The 21164-nt window shown below is 60.9% G+C and carries 22 protein-coding genes and 1 tRNA gene; 8 read left to right on the top strand and 15 right to left on the bottom strand.

The window, feature by feature from the left end:
- Positions 1-35: 35 nt before the first annotated feature.
- Positions 36-1175: a type III PLP-dependent enzyme gene (locus A0U94_RS09305; RefSeq protein WP_077803167.1), complete on the top strand. Its 1140-nt coding sequence runs from the start codon at positions 36-38 to the stop codon at positions 1173-1175.
- 38 nt (positions 1176-1213) lie between these two features.
- Here A0U94_RS09305 and A0U94_RS09310 read toward each other — a convergent pair whose 3' ends face one another.
- The 7 genes from A0U94_RS09310 to A0U94_RS09340 form a co-directional block, all read right to left on the bottom strand.
- The gene (locus tag A0U94_RS09310) at positions 1214-1429 is read right to left on the bottom strand and encodes a hypothetical protein (RefSeq protein ID WP_062109952.1); all 216 of its coding nucleotides are present in this window, start codon (positions 1427-1429) and stop codon (positions 1214-1216) included.
- A complete protein-coding gene (locus A0U94_RS09315; protein WP_077803168.1) occupies positions 1429-2019 on the bottom strand; it encodes a hypothetical protein in 591 nt (196 codons plus the stop codon). The genes A0U94_RS09310 and A0U94_RS09315 overlap by 1 nt, the downstream gene beginning before the upstream one ends.
- A gap of 114 nt (positions 2020-2133) precedes the next feature.
- A complete protein-coding gene (locus tag A0U94_RS09320; RefSeq protein ID WP_077803169.1) occupies positions 2134-2628 on the bottom strand; it encodes a molybdenum cofactor biosynthesis protein MoaE in 495 nt (164 codons plus the stop codon).
- A complete protein-coding gene (locus A0U94_RS09325; RefSeq protein ID WP_077803170.1) occupies positions 2625-3464 on the bottom strand; it encodes an NTP transferase domain-containing protein in 840 nt (279 codons plus the stop codon). Before A0U94_RS09325 ends, A0U94_RS09320 begins: the two co-directional genes overlap by 4 nt.
- Positions 3461-3943, bottom strand: coding sequence for a cyclic pyranopterin monophosphate synthase MoaC (gene moaC, locus A0U94_RS09330; protein WP_077803171.1), 483 nt, complete (start codon positions 3941-3943; stop codon positions 3461-3463). Before moaC ends, A0U94_RS09325 begins: the two co-directional genes overlap by 4 nt.
- Positions 3944-3974: 31 nt before the next feature.
- Entirely contained in the window at positions 3975-5000 is a 1026-nt protein-coding gene (moaA, locus tag A0U94_RS09335; protein ID WP_077803172.1) for a GTP 3',8-cyclase MoaA, read from the bottom strand.
- A complete protein-coding gene (locus A0U94_RS09340; protein WP_077803173.1) occupies positions 4990-6186 on the bottom strand; it encodes a molybdopterin molybdotransferase MoeA in 1197 nt (398 codons plus the stop codon). Before A0U94_RS09340 ends, moaA begins: the two co-directional genes overlap by 11 nt.
- Before the next feature lie 169 nt (positions 6187-6355).
- Between A0U94_RS09340 and A0U94_RS09345 the strand changes: the two genes are divergently transcribed.
- Positions 6356-7327 (top strand): XdhC family protein, encoded by a 972-nt coding sequence (locus A0U94_RS09345; protein WP_077803174.1) that lies wholly within the window; start codon positions 6356-6358, stop codon positions 7325-7327.
- On the top strand, positions 7324-7920 hold the full coding sequence (locus A0U94_RS09350) for a nucleotidyltransferase family protein (protein ID WP_077803175.1): 597 nt from the start codon (positions 7324-7326) through the stop codon (positions 7918-7920). The genes A0U94_RS09345 and A0U94_RS09350 overlap by 4 nt, the downstream gene beginning before the upstream one ends.
- Before the next feature lie 37 nt (positions 7921-7957).
- On the opposite strand, the gene A0U94_RS09355 is transcribed toward A0U94_RS09350, so the two are convergent.
- The 3 genes from A0U94_RS09355 to rplM all read right to left on the bottom strand — a co-directional run bounded on the left by A0U94_RS09355 (position 7958) and on the right by rplM (position 10259).
- On the bottom strand, positions 7958-9037 hold the full coding sequence (locus A0U94_RS09355; RefSeq protein WP_077803176.1) for a branched-chain amino acid aminotransferase: 1080 nt from the start codon (positions 9035-9037) through the stop codon (positions 7958-7960).
- Between the two features lie 246 nt (positions 9038-9283).
- Positions 9284-9775: a 30S ribosomal protein S9 gene (rpsI, locus tag A0U94_RS09360; RefSeq protein WP_062028979.1), complete on the bottom strand. Its 492-nt coding sequence runs from the start codon at positions 9773-9775 to the stop codon at positions 9284-9286.
- Between the two features lie 10 nt (positions 9776-9785).
- Positions 9786-10259 (bottom strand): 50S ribosomal protein L13, encoded by a 474-nt coding sequence (rplM, locus tag A0U94_RS09365; protein WP_062028977.1) that lies wholly within the window; start codon positions 10257-10259, stop codon positions 9786-9788.
- A 327-nt stretch (positions 10260-10586) separates the two neighbouring features.
- Here rplM and A0U94_RS09370 point away from each other — a divergent pair, with 327 nt between their 5' ends.
- Positions 10587-11993 (top strand): hypothetical protein, encoded by a 1407-nt coding sequence (locus tag A0U94_RS09370; protein WP_077803177.1) that lies wholly within the window; start codon positions 10587-10589, stop codon positions 11991-11993.
- On the top strand, positions 11990-12913 hold the full coding sequence (locus A0U94_RS09375) for an SDR family oxidoreductase (RefSeq protein WP_167369372.1): 924 nt from the start codon (positions 11990-11992) through the stop codon (positions 12911-12913). The genes A0U94_RS09370 and A0U94_RS09375 overlap by 4 nt, the downstream gene beginning before the upstream one ends.
- Before the next feature lie 30 nt (positions 12914-12943).
- On the opposite strand, the gene A0U94_RS09380 is transcribed toward A0U94_RS09375, so the two are convergent.
- Positions 12944-14365: a mannose-1-phosphate guanylyltransferase/mannose-6-phosphate isomerase gene (locus A0U94_RS09380; protein WP_077803178.1), complete on the bottom strand. Its 1422-nt coding sequence runs from the start codon at positions 14363-14365 to the stop codon at positions 12944-12946.
- Between the two features lie 242 nt (positions 14366-14607).
- Here A0U94_RS09380 and A0U94_RS09385 point away from each other — a divergent pair, with 242 nt between their 5' ends.
- Positions 14608-15537 carry a DMT family transporter gene (locus A0U94_RS09385; RefSeq protein WP_077803179.1) on the top strand — a complete coding sequence of 310 codons (930 nt, stop codon included), beginning with the start codon at positions 14608-14610 and terminating at the stop codon, positions 15535-15537.
- A gap of 29 nt (positions 15538-15566) precedes the next feature.
- Here A0U94_RS09385 and A0U94_RS09390 read toward each other — a convergent pair.
- Together A0U94_RS09390 and A0U94_RS09395 are read right to left on the bottom strand one after the other, a co-directional pair.
- Positions 15567-15642 (bottom strand) — tRNA-His (locus tag A0U94_RS09390).
- Between the two features lie 101 nt (positions 15643-15743).
- The gene (locus tag A0U94_RS09395; RefSeq protein WP_149026740.1) at positions 15744-16607 is read right to left on the bottom strand and encodes an SDR family oxidoreductase; all 864 of its coding nucleotides are present in this window, start codon (positions 16605-16607) and stop codon (positions 15744-15746) included.
- 219 nt (positions 16608-16826) lie between these two features.
- Between A0U94_RS09395 and A0U94_RS09400 the strand changes: the two genes are divergently transcribed.
- Both A0U94_RS09400 and A0U94_RS09405 read left to right on the top strand, forming a co-directional pair.
- Positions 16827-18281, top strand: coding sequence for a SulP family inorganic anion transporter (locus A0U94_RS09400; RefSeq protein ID WP_077803181.1), 1455 nt, complete (start codon positions 16827-16829; stop codon positions 18279-18281).
- A gap of 106 nt (positions 18282-18387) precedes the next feature.
- Complete coding sequence (locus A0U94_RS09405) at positions 18388-19551, top strand: OpgC family protein (RefSeq protein WP_077803182.1); 1164 nt, start codon at positions 18388-18390, stop codon at positions 19549-19551.
- A 5-nt stretch (positions 19552-19556) separates the two neighbouring features.
- Here A0U94_RS09405 and hflX read toward each other — a convergent pair whose 3' ends face one another.
- Positions 19557-20870 (bottom strand): GTPase HflX, encoded by a 1314-nt coding sequence (gene hflX, locus A0U94_RS09410; protein WP_062028963.1) that lies wholly within the window; start codon positions 20868-20870, stop codon positions 19557-19559.
- Entirely contained in the window at positions 20867-21118 is a 252-nt protein-coding gene (gene hfq / locus A0U94_RS09415) for an RNA chaperone Hfq (RefSeq protein WP_062028961.1), read from the bottom strand. Before hfq ends, hflX begins: the two co-directional genes overlap by 4 nt.
- Positions 21119-21164: the final 46 nt, after the last annotated feature.

A 21164-nucleotide genomic window follows, 5' to 3' on the forward strand; every position in this document is an offset into this window, starting at 1 on the left:
TTCCCTGACGAGTCCGGTTCTGGGAATTGAGTGTCATGACTCCCAAAATCACCCGTTTCCTTGCCGAGCAGCAGCCGGCAACTCCTTGCCTCGTCGTCGATCTCGACGTCGTGGCCGCGCATTACCGTGCCCTGCACGATGCGCTTGGGGAAGCGAAAATCTATTACGCCATCAAGGCCAACCCGGCCCCGGCCATCCTCGAGCGCCTGGTCGGTCTGGGATCGTCTTTCGATGCCGCCTCTATTGCGGAAATCCGCATGTGCCTCGATGCCGGCGCAACGCCGGACCGGATCTCTTACGGCAATACGCTGAAGAAGCCGGAGTGGATCCGTGAAGCGCATGATCTGGGCATCAGCCTGTTCGTGTTCGACAGCATCGAAGAGCTGGAAAAACTCGGAAAGCATGCGCCCGGCGCCCGCGTTTTCTGCCGCCTGGCCGTGGAAAACGAAGGTGCCGACTGGCCCCTGTCGCGCAAGTTCGGCACCACGCTGAACAATGCCCGCACGCTCATGCTGCGCGCACGCGAGCTCGGCCTGAAGCCTTATGGCCTGTCCTTCCATGTCGGCAGCCAGCAGACCGGTGTTGCGGCTTATGATCATGCCATCGCCAAGGCGGCAGGGCTGTATCATGATCTGCGCGCGCAGGGCGTGGACCTTCAGATGCTCAATCTGGGTGGCGGCTTCCCGACCCACTACCGCGAGAACGTGCCTTCCGTTCAGGATTTCGCCGACACGATCCACGCGTCCCTCAAGACGCATTTCCCTGACGACGCACCCGAAATCCTGCTGGAGCCGGGCCGCTACATGGTCGGGCAGTCCGGCGTGGTGTCGAGCGAGGTCATTCTCGTCAGCCGCCGCGGGGGTGCCGTCACCGATCCGCGCTGGGTCTATCTCGACATCGGCCGTTTTGGTGGGCTGGCAGAGACGGAAGGCGAGGCCATCCGTTACACGTTCCGCACGTCACGCGATTCAGAAGACGGCGCCCGTTCGCCATGCGTCGTGGCCGGTCCGAGCTGCGATGGTGTGGACATCATGTACGAGAAGAACCGCATCCCGATGCCGGATTCCCTTGAATGTGGCGATCGCGTCGAGATCCTCGCCACCGGAGCCTATGTTTCGACGTACTGCTCCGTCGGTTTCAACGGCTTTCCGCCGCTGACCGAATATTACATCTGAAAACGGCGTCTCCGGCCCATCTGTGGGCTGGGGAGGGTTCAGCCTCTGAACGGCTCTTCCAGCCCGGACTGGTACCCCAGTGCGGACAGAAGGTCGTCAGCGGAAATTTCAAGGTTTACGCAGGCGAGCCAGCAAAAACCGACCACGCCCACGGACAGCAGCAACAGACAGACCGTCATGTGTTCCAGCTCCTCAAGGCCCGGAATGCGTGACGCAACGCCATTCCGGACAGTGCGCCTGCCCAGCGACATCATCAGTGCATCACCCTGTTCGCGTCAGGCGCTCCCCCGCGCTGGAGCGGTCCGCTATCCTGCGGCCACAGGACACGCATCCGCGACGGGCTGACCGATCGCCAGCGGCTGATCGACGACAGCGCCCCGCCCCCGGAAATCGTGGTTTCGTCTTTCAGCAGCGTTTTGGGAAGCCAGTGTCCTGCTCCGGCAAGGCAATCCGCCAGAAGCGTCAGGGCCGTGGCCAGACAACCCTGTACGAAGCGGTCCGGAAAAACTTCTGCAAGAAGGATGAAAACGTCACGCTGGCCTTCGTTCTGAGCCGCGACGATCCCGCGCAGGAAGCGCTCTTCCAGCACGGTCAGGGACTGCATGCCCGGCGCGTTCACAGCAAGCCGTGGCTGCCCTGCGACCGCCAGGAGATGGACGGCGTCCGAAAAGGCTCCTTCCGCAGCATCGAGCGCCGGACGGAAGCAGACCGGGAACAGGCCGTCGGTCGTTTTTGTCTCGGGACAGTCCGGCAAACGGTAATGGCTGATGAGGCAGCGGATGCTCCACAGCGCCAGCCGTTCACAGCAGCAGAGATCGGACAGGGAAAGCGACAGCCGTGTCATGGGGGATAACTCCGAATCAGCAGGACCGGAGTTATCCTAATTGAGAATGATTTGCAGTTACAACTCAAAAACACGCTGCGGAACAGAAACATGCTGTTCCGCAGGCACGCTCAGTCAGTGGTGATGGTGGCCACAGTGCCCATGATCGTGGTCATGAGCATCATTTTCCGAGGCGCGAGGCGCCGTCTGGCAGTGATGGCACGCTACCCATTCGGCATCCCCATCCAGATAATGCTCCTTCTTCCAGACAGGAACACGGTGCTTGACCTCGTCGATTATGTAGCGGCAGGCCCGGAATGCCGCATCGCGATGCGGTGCCGAAACGCCGATCCAGACGGCGACCTCTCCGACCTTCAGGCTGCCCGTCCGGTGCATGGCCACGGCCTCGCTGATCTCGAAGCGCTCCAGCGCCTCCGCCACGATACGTTCGCCTTCAAGCTGCGCCAGAGCTTCGTAGGATTCATATTCCAGACCATCTACGGGACGGCCGTCATTCCTGTTACGGACCCAGCCTTCAAAGGTGCAGAAGCCACCCGCCTCGGCCAGATGCAGATCCTCACGCAGCAGGTTCAGATCCAGCGGCGCAGACGCCATCCGAAAGCGGCTCATCCTCCTGTCACCGGCGGAATGAACACGATGTGGTCTCCGTCCTTCAGAGGCTGCGTCCAGGGCGCGAAATCGCCATTGATCGCCACGCGGAGCTTCGAGGCTTCAAAGGGAAAGGCGTATGTCTCACGCAACTCCTCATAAAGCGGCCCGACGGTGGCAAATGCCGTCTCGAGTGACTGCTCCCGCGTTCCGGCAAGCTCCCGGAGCTGGGCGAAATATTCCAGTGTCAGGCGGATCATCGGCACTCCTGTCGGGTCTTCCAGACGCCGGGCCGCATCCTCGCGTTCTCCGGGCGTATTGATGTTGTCGAGCGCACCACGGGCATGGGGCTCCAGCAGTCTGGTCGGGCTGTTGATCAGCAGCTTGCGGGGGCAGGTCCGGCCATCCAGAACCTGCTGCTCCAGACGATCGAGCGCTTCGGGTTCCCAGATGGCACAGAGCGGTTCCGGCAGACCGTCGTGCTCACTGCGATAGGCAACCGCGACGTCTGCGGCCTCCCGCCTTGCGATCAGGTTCTCCAGCGTGCCCCGATCCAGCATCGGCAGATCACAGGCCAGAACCAGCCAGGCGACATCCGGACAGGCCTGATGCGCGGACAGCAGACCCGCCGCCGGCCCGTCGATTTCCACTGAATCGACGATCTGCGGGAAAGCGGCGCGAAGAGGGTCTTCCGTCTGGTCCGCACGCACCGAGACGAAACATTTTTCCACCAGAGGCGACAGAACATCGAAGGCCGCCTGAAGCTGCGGCCTGCCGTGATAGGCGAGCGCGGCCTTGTCCGTCCCCATCCGCTTGCTGGCCCCTCCCGCAAGGATCAGGCCGTAAAGGGGCCTCACGATTCGATCCTCTGGAAGTCGCGCTTGCCACCTGCCTTGCCCATCAGCCGAACCTCGCGGATGACCATGTCGTGGGACATGGCCTTGCACATGTCATAGATCGTGAGTGCCGCCACGGACGCGCCGGTCAGAGCTTCCATTTCCACACCTGTCCGCCCCTTGCACGACACCCGACAGTCGATCACCGCCTCGTCGCCCTCGATCGTGATGTCTACCCGGCAGCCGCTGAGGGCCAGCGGATGGCACAGAGGAATGAGCTGCGACGTCGATTTCACACCCATCACGCCCGCAATCTGCGCCACGGTCAAAACCGCGCCCTTGGCCGTCATGAACCCCGCTTCAGACAATGTCTGCGCCATGTCGGACGGGAAAACCAGACGGGCCTGGGCATGGGCATTGCGCTCGGTCACGTCCTTGCCGCTGATATCGACCATGCGCGGATCTTCGCCGTGTTCGTTGACATGAGTGAGCGTCTTCATCGTCTTCGATCTCCCGGTCCGACTACCGTTTCTATCCGCCGATATAATTCATCTCGATACGGCGGCGTGCGGGTGCATCCGAAGATGCTGCCCGCTCCTCACTATACCTGTCCGTCCGCTGGCGCCACACCCCGGCCAGCAGCGCGCGCAGGGCCGTATCTTCCGCGTCACTGCGCAGAAGCGTCCGCAGATCTGTCCCCTCCGAAGCGAACAGGCAGGTATAAAGCTGCCCTTCCGACGACAGGCGCGCACGCGAACAGTCCCCGCAGAACGGGGCTGTGACGGAAGAAATAAATCCGACTTCTCCGCCCCCGTCACAGTAACGGTATCGTTGTGCAACCTCTCCGCGATAGTGCGCATCGACCGGTTCGAGCGGCCAGCGGGCGTCAAGACGTTCAAGCAGGTCACGCGACGGAACCACTTCCGCCCGCTCCCAGTGATTGCGCGTTCCGACATCCATATATTCGATGAACCGCAGCACGACACCACTGTGGCGGAAGCGTTCGGCCAGTTCTTCGACGCCCGCATCGTTCAGGCCGCGCTGGATGACGGTATTGAGTTTCACGCCGCCTGAAAAACCTGCCCGCGCAGCGCTGTCGATGGCCTCCAGCACGGGTTCAAGCTGCGCGCGGCCTCCGCTCATCCTCGCAAAAACCGCAGGGTCCAGACTGTCGAGACTGACCGTCACGCGATTCAGCCCTGCCGCCTTCAACTCCTGCACATGACGCTCCAACAGAACGCCGTTCGTGGTCAGGGCAACATCTTCCACACCCTCGATGGCCGCCAGACGCGCCACGAGTTCCGGCAGCTTCGGACGCAGAAGCGGCTCCCCGCCCGTCAGCCGCAGCTTGCGCACCCCGAGCGACACCGCCACGCGCGCCACGCGTTCGATTTCATCGAAGCTCAGACGCTCTTTGGGTTCCAGAAAGCGAAAATGCTCGTGATAGGTCGCTTCCGGCATGCAGTACGGACACCGGAAATTGCACCGGTCCATGACGGAAATCCGCAGATCATGCAGCGGACGGCTGAAGCGGTCAGTCAGGGCGTTACCAGCCATAAAACAACACGGCTGTCCCACGGGGCGACACGGCATCCCCGCGTGACAGCTCCACAAACCCGTCCGTGGAGGCCAGAAAGCTGAAATCCCCGGATGTTGGCATTGGACACGGCGTTGCGCGCACCTGTCCCGTCGCATCGTGATGGAGTTTTACGGGCAGAAAGCGCGTCAGTGTCGGGATCCGTTCGGCATCGGCATCCAGCACGACCGTATAGGGTTCGGGACGGCTCAATCCCTGCCCGGCCAGAAGCATCGGCATGACATAACGCACTCCGCAGGTCGTGGCGGAAACAGGGTTGCCCGGCAGCCCGAAAACGCGCTGCCCTTCCGGACCGACCCCGAACCAGAGCGGCTTGCCCGGACGCTGCGCCACCTTGTGGAACACTCGCTCGACCCCGATTTTCGACAGCGCTTTGGGAACGTGATCGAAGGCCCCCATCGAAACGCCCCCGCTCAGGATCAGAACATCATGTCGCGAGAGCTGTTCGCGCAGCGCCACGATCGTCTCCGCGAGATCGTCCGGTACGACGGAGCGTTCAATGCAGTTAAAGCCGCGTGAAAGGAGCGCGCCGGTCAGGGCGAATTCGTTGGAACGGCGGATTTCCCAGTCGCGCACAGGGGCACCCACATCCACGAGTTCGTCGCCCGTCGCCACGATCCCGATGGAGGGAATCCGTGACACGCAGACCTGCGCGTGCCCATTCCCCGCAAGAACCGCCAGCGCCGGACCATCCAGCCGACGCCCCGGCACCAGAAGCTCCGTTCCGGCCGCACAATCGGAACCCCGGCGATGGATGAACTGGCCCCTGCGCGGCTCATAGCCCTCTTCAAAGCGAATCAGTCGCCCTTCGCGGACAAGACGTTCGACCGGCACCACAGTGTCCGCCCCTTCCGGCAGGACCGCGCCCGTCATCACTTCCAGACAGACAGGACCATCCGGCAGGACCTGCTCTGGCACACCGGCGCGCTGGATTCCATGCGACACCAGCGTCTGGCCGCTGCCATAACGGTAGGCAATGCCGTCCATCATCACGCGGTCATAAGGAGGCTGGGCGCGCTCGGCATGGATCGTCTGCTGAAGTACGCGACCGGCCGCCATCGCCAGATCCACCGTCTCGGTCCCGAAGCTGCCGGCATAATCCAGCACCAGATCCATGGCCCGTGTAACGCTCAGGAGATCACTCATTTCCGCTCCGGTCGCTGGTGCGTCTGTTGCGCGGGCTGAAATGCCGACGCCGCGTTCCCTGCCGATATAGACCTCATGGCCCACGGATCAACAGTCTGCGGCTGAAAGGGTATGTCATAATTGTCTTTGGCGTTACCCTGATGCCCTCAAAGCGCATCAGGGACCCTCCATGACGGACGCGGCACAGTTCTCTCCCCTTCCCCCGTGGCCGAATTACGGCCTGACGGACGACCTGCTTCCTACGCTGCAACGCTGGTCCGCAGACGGGAAAAATGCGGCCCTGGCGACACTGGTCAGCATCACGGGCTCTTCGCCCCGCCCGCTGGGAAGTGAAATGGCGATCTGCGAGGACGGGGAGGTTCAGGGATATGTGTCCGGCGGTTGCGTAGAAGCGGCCGTGCGTGCCGAGGCGCTGGAATGTCTGAAGGACGGACAGCCCCGGACACTGGATTATGGCGCGGGCAGCCCGGTTCTGGACATCCAGCTCACCTGCGGCGGTCGGATCGGTATTTTCGTGCGCCCGATTCCTGATCTCGCGACTCATGTTGCCGTCCGCACAGCGGCCCGGGACAGCCGCCGCCCCCTCACACTGGTCACGGACCTCGACAGCGGGAGCATGACGTTCCGGGACGGAGTGCGCCCTCCCGGACAGGAAGCAGGCCGTTTCTTCCGTCCGTATCTGCCGCCCTTACGACTGGTTCTGGCAGGAGGAGATCCAGTCACCCTCGCGATCCTGAACCTGTCCACCATCATGGGACTCGAAACCATTCTCATCCGGCCCTACGGACCGCCCGAGCCTCCTCCGGGACTGCACCCGGCGCGTTATCTGCGCGGAAATCTGGAGGCTGCCCTTCCCACGCTGCCACTGGACCGATGGACGGCGGTTTATAGCCTCACCCACGACGCTCATTCCGATCTGATGCTGACGGCACATGCGCTGAAGTCTGATGCTTTCTGCGTCAGCATTCTCGGCAGCCGCCGCAAAATTCCCGGACGTCTGGAAGCTCTCAGCGCAGCGGGCGTTCCTGCCGAAGCCTTTGACCGGCTGCACCTGCCCGCCGGGTTGGAAATCGGCGCACATGCTCCCATGGAGATCGCCCTTTCCATTCTGGCCCAGATGATCGCGAAACAGCCTCAGTGAAACGCTATTCTGCTCTTCTTCTAGCTGCAGGGGGAAGCACACGGCTCGGACGGCCAAAGCAGTTGCTGACTGTCAATGGCGTGCCACTGGTGCGGCATATTGCAGAACTGCTTCTGGCGACGGGACCGGAGCGCCTGGTCGTCGTGACGGGTGGCGCGGCTGCGCGGATATCTCAGGCTCTCGCAGGTCTCGACATCGTTCTGGTGCAGAATGATAACTGGGAAACCGGCATGGCGTCCTCGCTCCAATGCGGATACTGGGCGCTCGGAGCAGACCCGGCCCCGCTGCTGATCGCCGGAACGGATCAGCCACGCCTGACATGCGACCATCTCCGTGCCCTCCTGAAACAGGGGGAGCAACACAGGGATGTCGTCACAGTTTATGGAGAGGAAGGCCGGGGTATTCCGGTGCTGCTCAGCCCCGCGACGCAGCCGCATCTTGCCGACCTGCAGGGCGATACCGGGCTGCGTCAGCTCTGGAAAAACGGCGCAACCACACCGGCTTTCTTCCACGCCCCGGAACTCGGTTTCGACATCGACACGCCCGAGCAGCTTGATGCCGCAATCCGTGCCGGATGGATTGATCAAGACTGAAAAAAGCCGGGCCCGTTACGAACCCGGCGGAGCGTCTTCAGGAAATGCGGTGAATCCAGCCATGGACGTCGTTCGTCCGGCCACCCTGCACATCCGTCAGGGACTTCTTGAGCTTCTGCGACACCGGGCCGGGCGTCGTTCCATCACCGAACACGGCCTCGCCCGACGGACGGACGAACCTGCCGATGGGCGAGAGAACCGCTGCCGTGCCGCAGGCAAAGGCTTCCGTGTACTTGCCCGAAGCCGCACCCGCGAAAAGCTCGTCGATCTCGACAGGCTCTTCAATCACCTCAATTCCCTGATCGGCAGCAAGCTGGATCAGGCTGTTGCGGGTGATGCCACGCAGAATGGTTCCTCCCAGAGGCGGCGTGACGATTTTGCCGTCCTTGCGAACGAACATCACGTTCATGCCGCCCATTTCCTCGACGAAGCGACGCTCACGCGCATCAAGGAACAGGACCTGATCGCAGCCCTTTTCCTTGGCTTCGGCCTGGGCGATCAGGCTGCCGGCATAGTTGCCGCCACACTTGGCTTCACCCGTGCCGCCGATCGCAGCCCGCGTATAGTTTTCGGACACCCACACGGATACGCAACCGGAACCGAAATAGGCTCCGACCGGACAGGCGATGACGATGAACAGATATTCGTTCGCCGGCTTCACCCCGAGGAAGACTTCATTGGAGATCATGAACGGACGCAGATAGAGGCTCTGCCCCTCTCCCGACGGGACCCAGTCCTGATCCACGCGTACCAGCTCATCAACGGCCTGCACGAACAGGTCTTCTGGCAGTTCAGCCATGCCCATGCGGCGAGCAGACTCGGCAAAACGCGCCGCATTGGCCTCGGGGCGGAAGGTGGCAACATGGCCGTCCTTTTCGCGATAGGCCTTCATGCCCTCGAAGATCTCCTGCCCGTAATGCAGGACCGTCGAAGCCGGATCGATGCTCAGGGGGCGGCGCGGTGTGATTTTCGCATCATGCCAGCCCTTGTCCGCGGAATAGCGGATGATGGCCATGTGGTCAGTGAAGACACGCCCAAAGGACGGATTGGCCAGCAGTTCCGTCCGCTTCACGGGATCGGTCGGGGTTTCGGTCTGTTCGATGATGAAAGGCGTCATGGGAAAACACTTCCGAAGATTCTGGTCTTTAAAACAGCGGACGCACTCTGCCATACATGGTTCGCGCTGGCGATATGGAAAGCTTATTTCTTTTTCAAATTCTCTGTTGAAATTAAGGTTCGTTTATAGTGCTTTTTGAGTTCTTTTCTTAAGAATAAAGGCAGATCCGATTATCCAGAAATCGGGCACAAAAAAACCCGGCCATTTCTGACCGGGTTTTTCGTCGTTCGAAAAGGCTGGAAAAAATCAGCGCTTCGAGAACTGGAAGGAACGACGTGCCTTCGCACGGCCGTACTTCTTACGCTCGACAATACGGCTGTCACGCGTCAGGAAGCCAGCAGCCTTCAGGATGCCGCGCAGGCTCGGCTCGTAATACGTCAGTGCACGGGAGATACCGTGACGGACGGCACCAGCCTGACCGGACAGACCACCACCAGCGACCGTGCAGTACACGTCGAACTGGTTGTAGCGATCGGAAATCAGGAACGGCTGCGTGAGGAGCATACGCAGAACCGGGCGGGCAAAATACGTCGTGACCGGACGGCCGTTGACGATGATGTCACCCTTGCCAGGCTTGATCCATACGCGGGCTACGGCGTCCTTACGACGGCCGGTTGCGTAGGAACGGCCCTGGGCGTCACGCTTGACTTCGTGAACCGGGGCAGCGTTGGAGGTAACGGCAGGAGCAACGCTCGCAAGGTCCTGCAGCGTGCCGGTGCGCTCTTGGGTCTCGGACATGATACAGGCCTTACGACTCGTGGGTTACGGTGTTTTTGCGGTTCATCGCAGCAACGTCCAGCTTGACGGGCTTCTGGCCGTCATGCGGGTGCTCGGAACCGGCATAGACATACAGGTGCTTCATCTGGGCGCGCTGCAGAGGACCACGGGTGATCATGCGCTCGACAGCCTTCTCGACAACTTCACCCGGGTGCTTGCCCGTGAGACGCTGCGTGATGGTGCGCTCCTTGATACCGCCCGGATGACCCGTGTGGTAATGGAACAGCTTCTGCCCGACCTTGTTGCCCGTAAGGACAACCTTCTCGGCGTTGATGACGACGATGTTGTCGCCGCAGTCAACGTGCGGGGTGAACTGCGGCTTGTGCTTTCCGCGCAGGCGGGTGGCGATGATGGTGGCGAGACGGCCGAGAACGAGCCCTTCGGCGTCGATCAGCACCCAGTTCTTCGTCACCTCCGCTGGCTTCAGCGAACGTGTGGTCTTCATTAGTGACATTCCAGCTTGGGGTGCGCCCACAAAGGCCGCACCGTGGATGGCGCCTGCGGTTAAAACGATGCCCGAAAGCATCCCCTCCCCCGCAAGGCGGATCAGGTGGGGCCTTATTGCCGTCTGCGGCGCGCGCGTCAAGCCCCGTTCACACATTGAATTATGTGATTCGCAGCGGTTTTCAGCCGTTTTTGACAATATGGTATCCTGTTACCGCAACAAAAACGACGTCCGCATTGCTCCATGTCGCGACAATGGTATCCTGCCGCAACACAGAACGTTCGCGCCCGACGCCTGTGCGGGGCCGTTTCAGACAGGAACATCAACGTGAAAAAACCCTGGCTCGCGGCGAGCCTGATTTCAGTAACGGCTGTGATCGGCCTGGCCGGTGTTCACCACGAAGCCCATATGGAACTGGTCCGCGGCCTGTCGAGCTTCCGGGCGGCCCTTCCGCCGGGAACCACATTCACTTACGGGACCGCTACGCCATCCATTCTGGCTCTTGGCGCCACCCTGACGGACATTACCCTGCGTGACGGGTCCATCACCCTGCGCGCCTCCCAGATGCGACTGGGTCATCCCCGGCCGATGCCGGATGGCAGGCTTTCCATCCGTTCGGTAGAGGTCCGTGAACCTTTCCTTCAGACACCGACCCAGATTATTCACGGCAGCACGCTCAGCCTGAGGCGCCTGTTCCTGCCACCATCAAGGGCGGCGGCAGAAGGCCATTCCCGCATTGATCTGGCGCACGTAACGCTTGCCCACGGCCAGATCGAACAGCTTTCCATCCAGAATCTGGCACAGTCCTCAGCGCCCGGTCCGGTCAATGTTCACAGCCTCTTTACCCGCCGCCTGACACTCGACAATTACGGCCCGGCCCTGCTGACGGCCCTACGGACCGACGCCGCAACCGTCGCTTATGAACGCACGCTGCAGGTCCCCGGTCATGACCCGCAGCTTGTCAGCGGACAGGCCAGTCTGGAGCGGCTTGATCTGAAACAGGTGAATCTCGCCGCACAGGTCGCAGCGCTCTGGGATCATCTTCCGCTCCCGTCGCAGATGGCCCCGCCCCAGAGTTTCGCCGCGCATAATTTCAGACTGAACATGACATCCGGTCTGTTCCGGCTGGACGATCTGCATGGCACGGGCACTTTGGAAAACCAGATCGCAACCGTGACGCAGGACCTGAAAGGCTTTCATTTCCAGAGCGACGAAAAGCTTCCCTTTCACATCAACGGGGCAGGTTCGACAGCCCATTATGTGCAGGTTTCCAACCTTGCGGATCACACGTCACGAACCAACGCCACCCTCGCAGTTCCGGGTTTCATGACCCTGACTGCCGATGCACGGACCATCCAGACGGATTTTACAGAACGGCATCCGTCACAGCAGCAGATTCTGCAATCCACGGCCCTGCAGAATGTCACAATCTCCCTGCAGGGCGACCGCCTTCTTGATGCCGGTTTTCTCCTCGCCGCACGGCAGAGCGGAAACGGCATCACCGCTGCACAGATCCGCGAACAGACCGCCCAGATCCTTCAGACTGGCCTTGCGGCCAATCCCGCCCTTACGGCGATTCCCGATTACGTGATGCATCCTGCAGGTCGTACCCTGACAGTAATTTATGCCTCGGCTACGCCCATGTCCCTCAAGGCGCTCAATGAGGCCATGTCTTCGCCCGCCGCGATGCTGACATTCCTCGCCTCCCCCGATCTGAAGGCTTTTGCACAATGACGCCCGATGACATCACACACCCTACGACCCCGACCAGCGGTCCTGTCTGCATCATCGGCGCAAGTGGACGCTCAGGGGCAGCTCTGTGCCGCACGCTTCTGGCACAGGGCCAGCAGATCATCGCCGTCGTCCGTAGCCAAGGCAATCTGGCGCCGGACATCGCCCAGGCCTGTCAGGCCGTCCGCATTGCCGACCTGACGGACCCCGGTACGCTCGCGCTGGCTTTCGAAGGCGCTGCGATTGTCGTCAACACGGCCCATGCGCGACATCTGCCCGCCATTCTCGCGGCCACGACAGCTCCGATCGTCGCTCTGGGCAGCACGCGCAAGTTCACGAACTGGCCGGACGATCACGGACGAGGGGTTCTGGCGGGGGAGGGCGCGCTCAAAGCGGATGGTCGCCCCTCGATTCTGCTGCATCCGACCATGATCTATGGCGCGCAGGGCGAAGACAACGTGCAGCGGCTGGCCAGGCTTCTGGAACGTCTGCCTGTCATTCCGCTGCCGGGCGGGGGACGCGCCCTCGTACAGCCCATCGACCAGCGCGACGTAACACGCTGCGTCGTCGCGGCCATCCGCCTCATTCAGAGCGGAGACGTCACAGGCCCCGAGAGCATCGTTATTGCCGGCCCGACCGCTGTGGCCTATCGGACCTTCGTTCGCATGGTTCTGTATTTTGCGGAGCTTGGCGGACGCCCCATCATTTCCCTGCCGGGATGGATGCTCATGGCGCTGTCTCATGTGACGCGCCGTATCCGCAGGCTGCCCCAGATCGCCCCGGAAGAAATCCGCAGACTTCTGGAAGACAAGAACTTCGATGTCGGCCCGATGGAACATCGTCTGGGCGTGACACCCATCCCGCTTGCCAACGGGCTTCATCACCTGTTCGGACGCCGTTCCCACGAGAAGCGCAAACCCTGATCCATTCAGGATCAGGGTTTGCGGCCTGCCTCAGTTGCGGGCGTAAACGTCTTCGATACGCACGATATCGTCTTCGCCCAGATAGGGGCCAGACTGGACTTCAATGAGAGTCAGGGGAATCCGGCCCGGATTCTCAAGACGATGCACACAGCCCAGCGGCAGATAGACGCTCTCGTTTTCACGAACCATGATCTGGTCCGTATCGCGCGTCACGAGCGCCGTGCCACCAACGACGACCCAGTGCTCGGCACGATGGAAGTGCTTCTGCAGCGAGAGCTTCTGTCCCGGCTCGACCACGATCCGCTTGACCTGGAAACGGTCCGCCTGGATCAGGCTCTCATAGAAGCCCCACGGACGATACATGCGGTTATGCGCCACTGCTTCCTTGCGGCCGGCCTTTTTCAGACGGCTGACCATGTGCTTGACGTCCTGCGCACGATCACGATGCGAGACCATGACAGCATCCTGCGTCACGACAACGACCAGATCCTCGACCCCGGCAACTGTGGCAACGATCCCGTCCGAGCGGACGTAACAGTTCTTGGCAGCATCCAGGAAAACGTCACCGAACGTGGCGTTGCCCGCATCGTCCTTGGGAGACAGGTCCCACAGCGCGTCCCAGCTTCCGATATCCGACCAGCCGAATGTTCCCGGCACCACAGCCGCACGCTTCGTACGTTCGGCGACGGCATAATCCACGGAAATGTCCGGAGCCTGACGGAAGCTCGCATCGTCCAGCCGGTCGAAGTCCAGATCGCTGTGACGCGTCTGAACGGCCTGCCCGACATGTTCATAGATCTCCGGCTCGAACGTCTTGATCTCGGAGAGAAAAACGCCAGCCTGCGTCACGAACATACCGGAATTCCACAGATACCGGCCATCACGGAAAAAGGCTTCGGCAGTTGCGGCATCAGGCTTTTCGACAAAGCGCGACACTTCAAAAACACCGTCCAGCCCCGGAAGAGGCGCGCCGCTTTCAATATAGCCATAGCCGGTTTCAACGCGCGTCGGCTTCATGCCGAACGTCACGATCCGTCCCTCGGCCGCCGCAGAGACTGCGTGTTCAAGCGAGGCATAGAGCGCGGCTTCGTCGGTAATTGCGGCGTCCGCAGCCATGATCCACAGGATGGCGTCCGGATCGGTCTCGGCCACGAGGAATGCTGCCGCCGCAATGGCCGGAGCAGAATTGCGTCCGACAGGCTCAAGCATGATTCGGGCGTTTTCGACGCCGACATCCCGCAACTGTTCCGCCACGATGAAACGGTGCTCGGAATTACAGATCACGATCGGCGCCGAGAGTTCTGCCCGGACGCCGCGCAGAGCAGTTTCCTGAATCAGAGTCCGTTCGGTCAGGAGGGGCCAGAACTGTTTGGGATAGCTGCTGCGGGACACCGGCCAGAGGCGGCTGCCTGATCCACCGGAGAGAATGACTGGAACAATCTTCTGAGACATAACTTTTTCATCCAGGAGATGGGGGCCATACAGCCTACCCGAATGGCCAGCACCATACATGAAGGTGAGAGCTATTCCAATTTCGCTTTACAGATACTTTCTCCAAATCCAATATTCACTTAATATTAATGAATTACAACGCAGAAAGAACGATCCCGGCACGCCGCGAAGATTGACTGTCAGCAATAGCAGGCTTTCTTATCCCCGCACGGGAATCAGTCCCGCCCGCGGAGAACAGATCCATGAAACAGAACATTTTCTCCTCGGGTATTCTGCTGGCACTTCTCGGATACGCCGCTTTTTCCATCAGCGATGCCTGTTCCAAAGGGCTGGCCGGACATCTCGACCCTTTTGAAGTCGCCTTTTCCGGCGGTGTTTTCGGTTTCCTGCTCCTGCCGTTCATCCGCCGCCCTGAAGAACCCTATTCCGATATTTTCGCAACCAGCCGCCCGGGCATGTGGAGTCTTCGGGCTGCTTCGACATTCGTCTCGACAGCAGCGAGCGTCATGGCGTTCATGCTGCTGCCCATGCCCGAAGCCCTGTCGCTGATGTTCCTGATGCCGTTCTTCGTCACCATCATTTCCGTGACGATCCTGAAGGAGAAGGTTTCGTTCTGGACATGGCTCTCGGTTGGAATCGGTTTTCTTGGCGTACTGATCGTTCTACGGCCCGGGGCGCGGACATTCCATCTCGGGCATGTCTGCGCTATCGTCGCGGCTCTCGCCAACGCCATCAGCGTTGTGGCTTACCGACTGGCCGGAGACAGGAGTGCACGGCTTTCCTTATTCGGGTCGAGCCTGTTCGGCCCGCTGATCGGCGATGGCCTTCTCATGATAACCCATGCTTCATGGCCACATGGGTTGCGGATCTGGGCCATCCTGTTCGGCTATGGCTTTCTTGCGGCCCTTGGTCAGCTTTTCATGATGATGGCCACGGCCGTTGCTCCCGCGAACCGCGTTGCGCTACCGCAATACAGCCAGATGGTCTGGGCCGTGGCGTTTAGCTACCTGCTGTTTCATCAACCGCTGGACAACTGGACATTCATGGGAATCATCGTCGTAACGCTGTCAGGCATGCTGAACTGGATCCGCCAGAAACTGCGTTTCGAACGCATGGCACTGGAAGAACACTGGGAACACAGACATCACACAGATGCTGCAAAGCCCAGATAGCATTCATTCAGATTTTCAGAAGAAAGTGCTGGGGCGAATGACGGGGATCGAACCCGCGACAACCGGTACCACAAACCGGCGCTCTACCGACTGAGCTACATCCGCCACACAGCGACGCATTCTCTAGAGGAAGGTGGGGGCAGTCGTCCAGTCCTTTGATGCATTTTTTTTGCATCCTGGGTTTTTCCGCCTTCCCCCCTTCCGGCTCAGATCACCGGAGTGCCCCCCGTGACCGCAATCGTGGCGCCGGAGACATAGCTGGCCTCATCGCTCGCCAGGAACACATAAGCCCCGGCCAGTTCCGCGGGCTGCCCCGGACGTTTCATTGGCGTGTCCGCGCCAAAGCGTTCAACATGCTCCACCTCCATGGTCGCGGGAATCAGCGGCGTCCAGATCGGGCCGGGCGCCACCACGTTGGAGCGGATCCCCTTTTCCCCCAGAAGTTGCGCCAGTCCCCCGCTGAAGTTCTGGATGGCGCTCTTGGTCGCGGAATAGGCCAGAAGCTTCGGCTTGGGCTGGTCGGCATTGACCGAAACCGTATGAATGAGCGCGCCACCACGCGGCATGTGCGGCAGAGCCAGACGCGACAGCCGGAACGCAGAGCCGGCATTGATATCGAACGTCTTGTCCCATTCCTCATCACTGACATCTGCCAGAGACGAACGCTCGATCTGAAAAGCCGCGTTATTCACGAGGATGTCGATCTGCCCGAACTCAGCGACCGTCCGATCCACCAATTCGGCGCAGACATCCCTGTCCCGCAGGTCTCCGGGAACAAGAAGAGCGCGCCGTCCTGCCTTGCGGATCCAGGATTCGGTTTCGCGGGCATCGTCCATTTCCTCTGGCAGGAACGATAGGATGACATCCACCCCTTCGCGCGCAAAGGCGATCGCAACGGCTCGACCGATACCGGAATCGCCACCGGTGATGATCGCAATCTTTCCGCGCAAACGGTCATGGCCAACATAGCTCTGCTCGCCATGATCGGGCTTCGGCGTCATGAGTGATGTCTGGCCGGGAATATGATCCTGATGCGGGGTATTGAACGGCGGGGTGGGATAGGTGGCCATGATCTGCTCCGGATGAAGGAAGGTCTGTTCCGTCCCAACGCAAAGACGTCGCCCCTGTTCAATTCGCGGGGAAAACATCCCTCTTCAGAGCCCCCCTCTTCCAATTCAGGTTCTCCAGACCTTCAATCCTGAACCAAGCCGGGTTACACTGCGTGCATCATTGCCGCGCCGGGCCTGAATACGTCGCACTCCGTTCACGCCCTGCCCTCAAGGATTGTCATGACTCCCGCTCTCTATCGTCGCCAGTGGGCACAGAACCCTCTGCGCGAAGTGCTGGCCGGAATGGTTGGAACCTTTGCCCTCATTCCCGAGGTCATTGCCTTTTCCTACATCGCCGGGGTCTCCCCCGCGGTCTCGCTGTTCGCGTCATTCGTCATTTCCGTTTCAATCGCCATTTTCGGCGGACGTCCGGGGATGATCTCGGGGGCCGCCGGGTCTGTTGCTCTGGTGGCCGCGCCACTGGTTCATGCCCATGGCGTTCAGGCCATGCTGCTCGCCACACTGGTTGCCGGTGCGTTTCAGGTCCTGTTCGGTCTGCTGCGGCTTCAGGCCGTCATGCGGTTCGTCCCCGCAGAAGTCCGGACAGGCTTCGTCAACGCGCTGGCCATCATGATCTTCGCCGCGCAGGTCCCGCAGATGCTGGGGGTAAGTTGGCACACCTATGCGCTGATCGCGCTGGGTCTTGTCATTATCTATCTGCTGCCGCGCCTGTCAGATGCCATTCCTTCTCCGCTGATCTGCATCGTGGTTCTCACAGCCATCACGATGTTTTATCCGATGCCGGTTCATACCGTCTCCGATCTCGGCGACCTCCCGACCGGTCTTCCCAGCCTGACCTTCCCCCATATCGCACTGGACTGGGCCACATGGTCCGTCGTGCTGCCTTATGCGCTGGCCATGGCGGCTGTGGGCCTGCTGGAATCCATGATGACGGCCTCCGTCGTCGATGACATCACCGATACCCATGGCGACCAGCGCATGGAGTGCACAGGTCTCGGCATTTCCAACATTCTCGTTGGCGCCTTCGGGGGCATCGCGGGCTGCGGCATGATTGGCCAGACCGTTGGCAACCTGCGCTATGGCGGACGCGGGCGTCTGTCGACCTTCACTGCAGGCGCGTTTCTGCTGACGCTCATGGTTCTGCTGCACCGCTGGGTCGGGCAGGTTCCGATGGCCGCGCTGGTCGCCATCATGATCATGGTCTCCGCCAGCACATTCTCCTGGGGAAGTCTGCGCGACCTCACACGCCATCCGCGCCTGTCCAGCCTGACCATGCTTGTCACCGTGGCCGTGGTCGTCATGACCCACGATCTGGCAGCCGGTGTCGCGGTCGGTGTCATGCTTTCGGGCGTTTTCTTCGCCTGGCACGCCGCAAGCCTCCTGCGCGTTACGGAGCGGCGCTCCGGCGATGTGCTGACTTACAGCGCCTTTGGTCAGATTTTCTTTGCGTCCGCAGACAGCCTCTCGGATGCGATCAACTACCATACCGACGCCTCCACAGTCGTACTGGATCTGACCGATGCCCGTCTGTGGGACATCACATCCGTTCAGACGTTGGAAAAAATCATCAGCAAACTGCAATCGCGCGGCCGCACCGTCGACGTCACGGGGCTCGATCCCGACCGACACGGCATTCTTGCTGACCAGTCGAACGAAGCCCTTCTCGCGCTGTAAAAAACGATCCGGGCGGGGCAGATTGGGTATGAATTCCGTCCAATCTTTAATCTGGCTGTAATCTGCCCCCATACCCCTGCCCGCGCTCTGACGATAAGAAGAGATTATGGAGCCGTCCCAACCCTCCCCATCAGCTTTAACGCGCAAGCTTCCCCGCGATCATCGCGTGGACGCCCTTCGCGGCATTGCTCTGCTGATGATGCTGGTGGACCATGTCCCGGATGACCTGCTCAATCGTATTACGATCCGCAATTTCGGATTTGCTGATGCGGCCGAAATCTTCGTCATGCTGGCAGGCTATGCCTCCTACCTGGCTTACGGGCGCCTGATCGACCGGGAGGGCTGGAAAACCGGCATCCACCGTATTCTGGCCCGCTGCCTGAAACTGTACCTGTACCAGACCGGCATGACGCTGGTTTTTGTCTGGACGGTCCGCCAATGGCGACACTACCAGCCCCTGCCGGAATATACGATCGAGCCCCAGCTCGCACACGGCTATAGCTGGCTGTGGCGCATCCTGACCTTCGATGCGCTGCCCAGCTATCTGAACATCCTGCCGCTTTATGTCGTGCTGCTCGCGCTGTTTCCGCTGATCTACTGGGTTCTCAAGCGCAGCCTGTGGCTGCTTATTGCTCTCAGCGTCGGCATCTGGGCCATCGCCAATCTGGATCCGCGCATTACCATCCCCAACTGGCTCGATCCCAGTGGATGGTATCTCAATCCGTTTGGCTGGCAGTTTCTCTATATCCTCGGCATTCTGGGCGCTGTCTGGGCTTCAAAAAACAACGGCGACCTGCCGTACCGTCCATGGGCCAAAGCCCTGTGTCTGGCCTACCTCGCCGGCGCTTTCGTGCTGTGCTTCCCCTACGAATACTGGCACGTCCCGTTCCTGCGGGTTTTTCCGGCGCCCCCCAACACGGGCAAATCCACGCTGGCCATCTGGCGACTGCTAGACATCATGGCGATCTTCTATCTGGTGCAGTCTTCTGCTGCGCTGCGCCGTATTTCCGCCGACCGGATCGGCCAGAGCCTTGCCCTGCTCGGCCGGAATTCGCTGGAAGTCTTCGCCTGCAGCACGGTGCTCGATCTGCTGGGACGGCTGATGTTCGCCAGCTTCGGCATCAACCTGTGGGAACAGCTTGTGATGAATGTGGTCGGCCTCGGTCTTACCTATGCACTGGCCATACCGCTGGACCGTGTCCGCCAACGCGCCAGAGCCGCCCGTGCCTCTTCACGCAGCGCAGCTCCGGCGACACGAGCGTCCGAGTAGAAAATTCAGGCGTCCGGCTGCACGATCCGGTCTGGATGAAGCAGTTCAAAACGCTCCAGATCCGCCGAGAACAGACGGACCTGCACATCCATCCCGTCATCCCGATCCGTGCGTCCAACCACCTCACCGTGCTGGTAAAGCCAGGCCAGCGCCGCGCCGTCCGTGATCGGCAGACGGACATCGACGGATTTCATGGATCGCGTCAGGTACTGGTCCAGAACCTCGAACAGATCCGGCAGACCCTCGCCTGTGATGGCGGAAATCGCGACAGCATTCTCACGCTTCGGAACCGCTTCGACACCGCCCACCAGATCGGCCTTGTTCAGAACCTCAATCGTGCGATCCGACCAGTGTGAATCCAGCACCCCATCCCGCACCATGCCATCCAGCACGTTCAGGACGTCCGCCCGCTGGGCCACGCTGTCGGGATGCGAAATATCGCGCACATGCAGAATCACATCTGCCTGCGCCACTTCCTCGAGAGTCGCCCGGAATGCCGCAATCAGTTCGGTTGGCAGTTCGCTGATGAACCCCACCGTATCCGACAGGATCACATTGCGCCCGGACGGCAGACGCATGCCGCGCATAGTGGGGTCCAGTGTGGCGAAAAGCTGGTCCTGTGCATGAACGGACGCCCCGGTCAGGGCATTGAACAGCGTGGACTTGCCCGCATTGGTGTAACCGACGAGGGCCACGACCGGGAACGGTACGCGCTTGCGGGATTCACGGTGTAGGCCGCGTGTCCGGCGCACCTGTTCCAGTTCCTTGCGGATCTTGCCGATCCGCTCGGCCAGCATCCGGCGGTCGGCTTCCATCTGTGTCTCACCCGGACCGCCAAGGAAGCCGAAGCCACCCCGCTGACGCTCAAGATGGGTCCATAGCCGCACAAGGCGCGAACGCTGGTATTCCAGATGAGCCAGCTCGACCTGCAACACACCTTCACGGGTGGCAGCGCGCGCGCCGAAAATATCAAGAATCAGCCCGGTCCGGTCCACGACCTTGCAGGCCAGGGCCTTTTCAAGATTGCGCTGCTGTCCCGGGGACAGACGCGCATCAATCACGACCACATCCACATCGTCGAGCTTCACAGCCTCGGCGAGCTGCTCGACCTGACCGCTTCCCAGCAGAGTAGCGGGGCGACGTGCACGCAGCAGAATCGCGGCCTGACGCACCACGACCAGCCCGATCGACGCCGTCAGACCCACCGCTTCCTCAAGGCGCGCATCCGCCGCACGAATTTCTTCCTGCGGTCCGGACTTTTCCCACGGCAGGATGACCGCGGCGCGTGTTGCGGGTTTTTTGGTCTCGAAACCGCTCAAAGCTCTTCTTCCACAAAATTCATCGCCGTTACCGGCATGATCGTACTGACGGCGTGTTTGTAAACAAGCTGCACATGACCATCACGCCGCAGCAGCAGGGTCTGCGCATCCGACTGGGCCAGGATTCCCTGAAGCTTTACGCCATTGACCAGAAAGACGGTCACGGAGGCTTCCGTCCGGCGCAGATGGTCGAGGAAAACCTCCTGAACGGCACGAGAACCGACAGGAGAGGAATGTTCTGAAGTCACGCTGTTATCAGTCGACAGAGGAAAGAGAAGGAAAATCGACGGGCCA

The organism is Gluconobacter albidus, assembly GCF_002005485.1.
GTDB lineage: Bacteria > Pseudomonadota > Alphaproteobacteria > Acetobacterales > Acetobacteraceae > Gluconobacter > Gluconobacter albidus.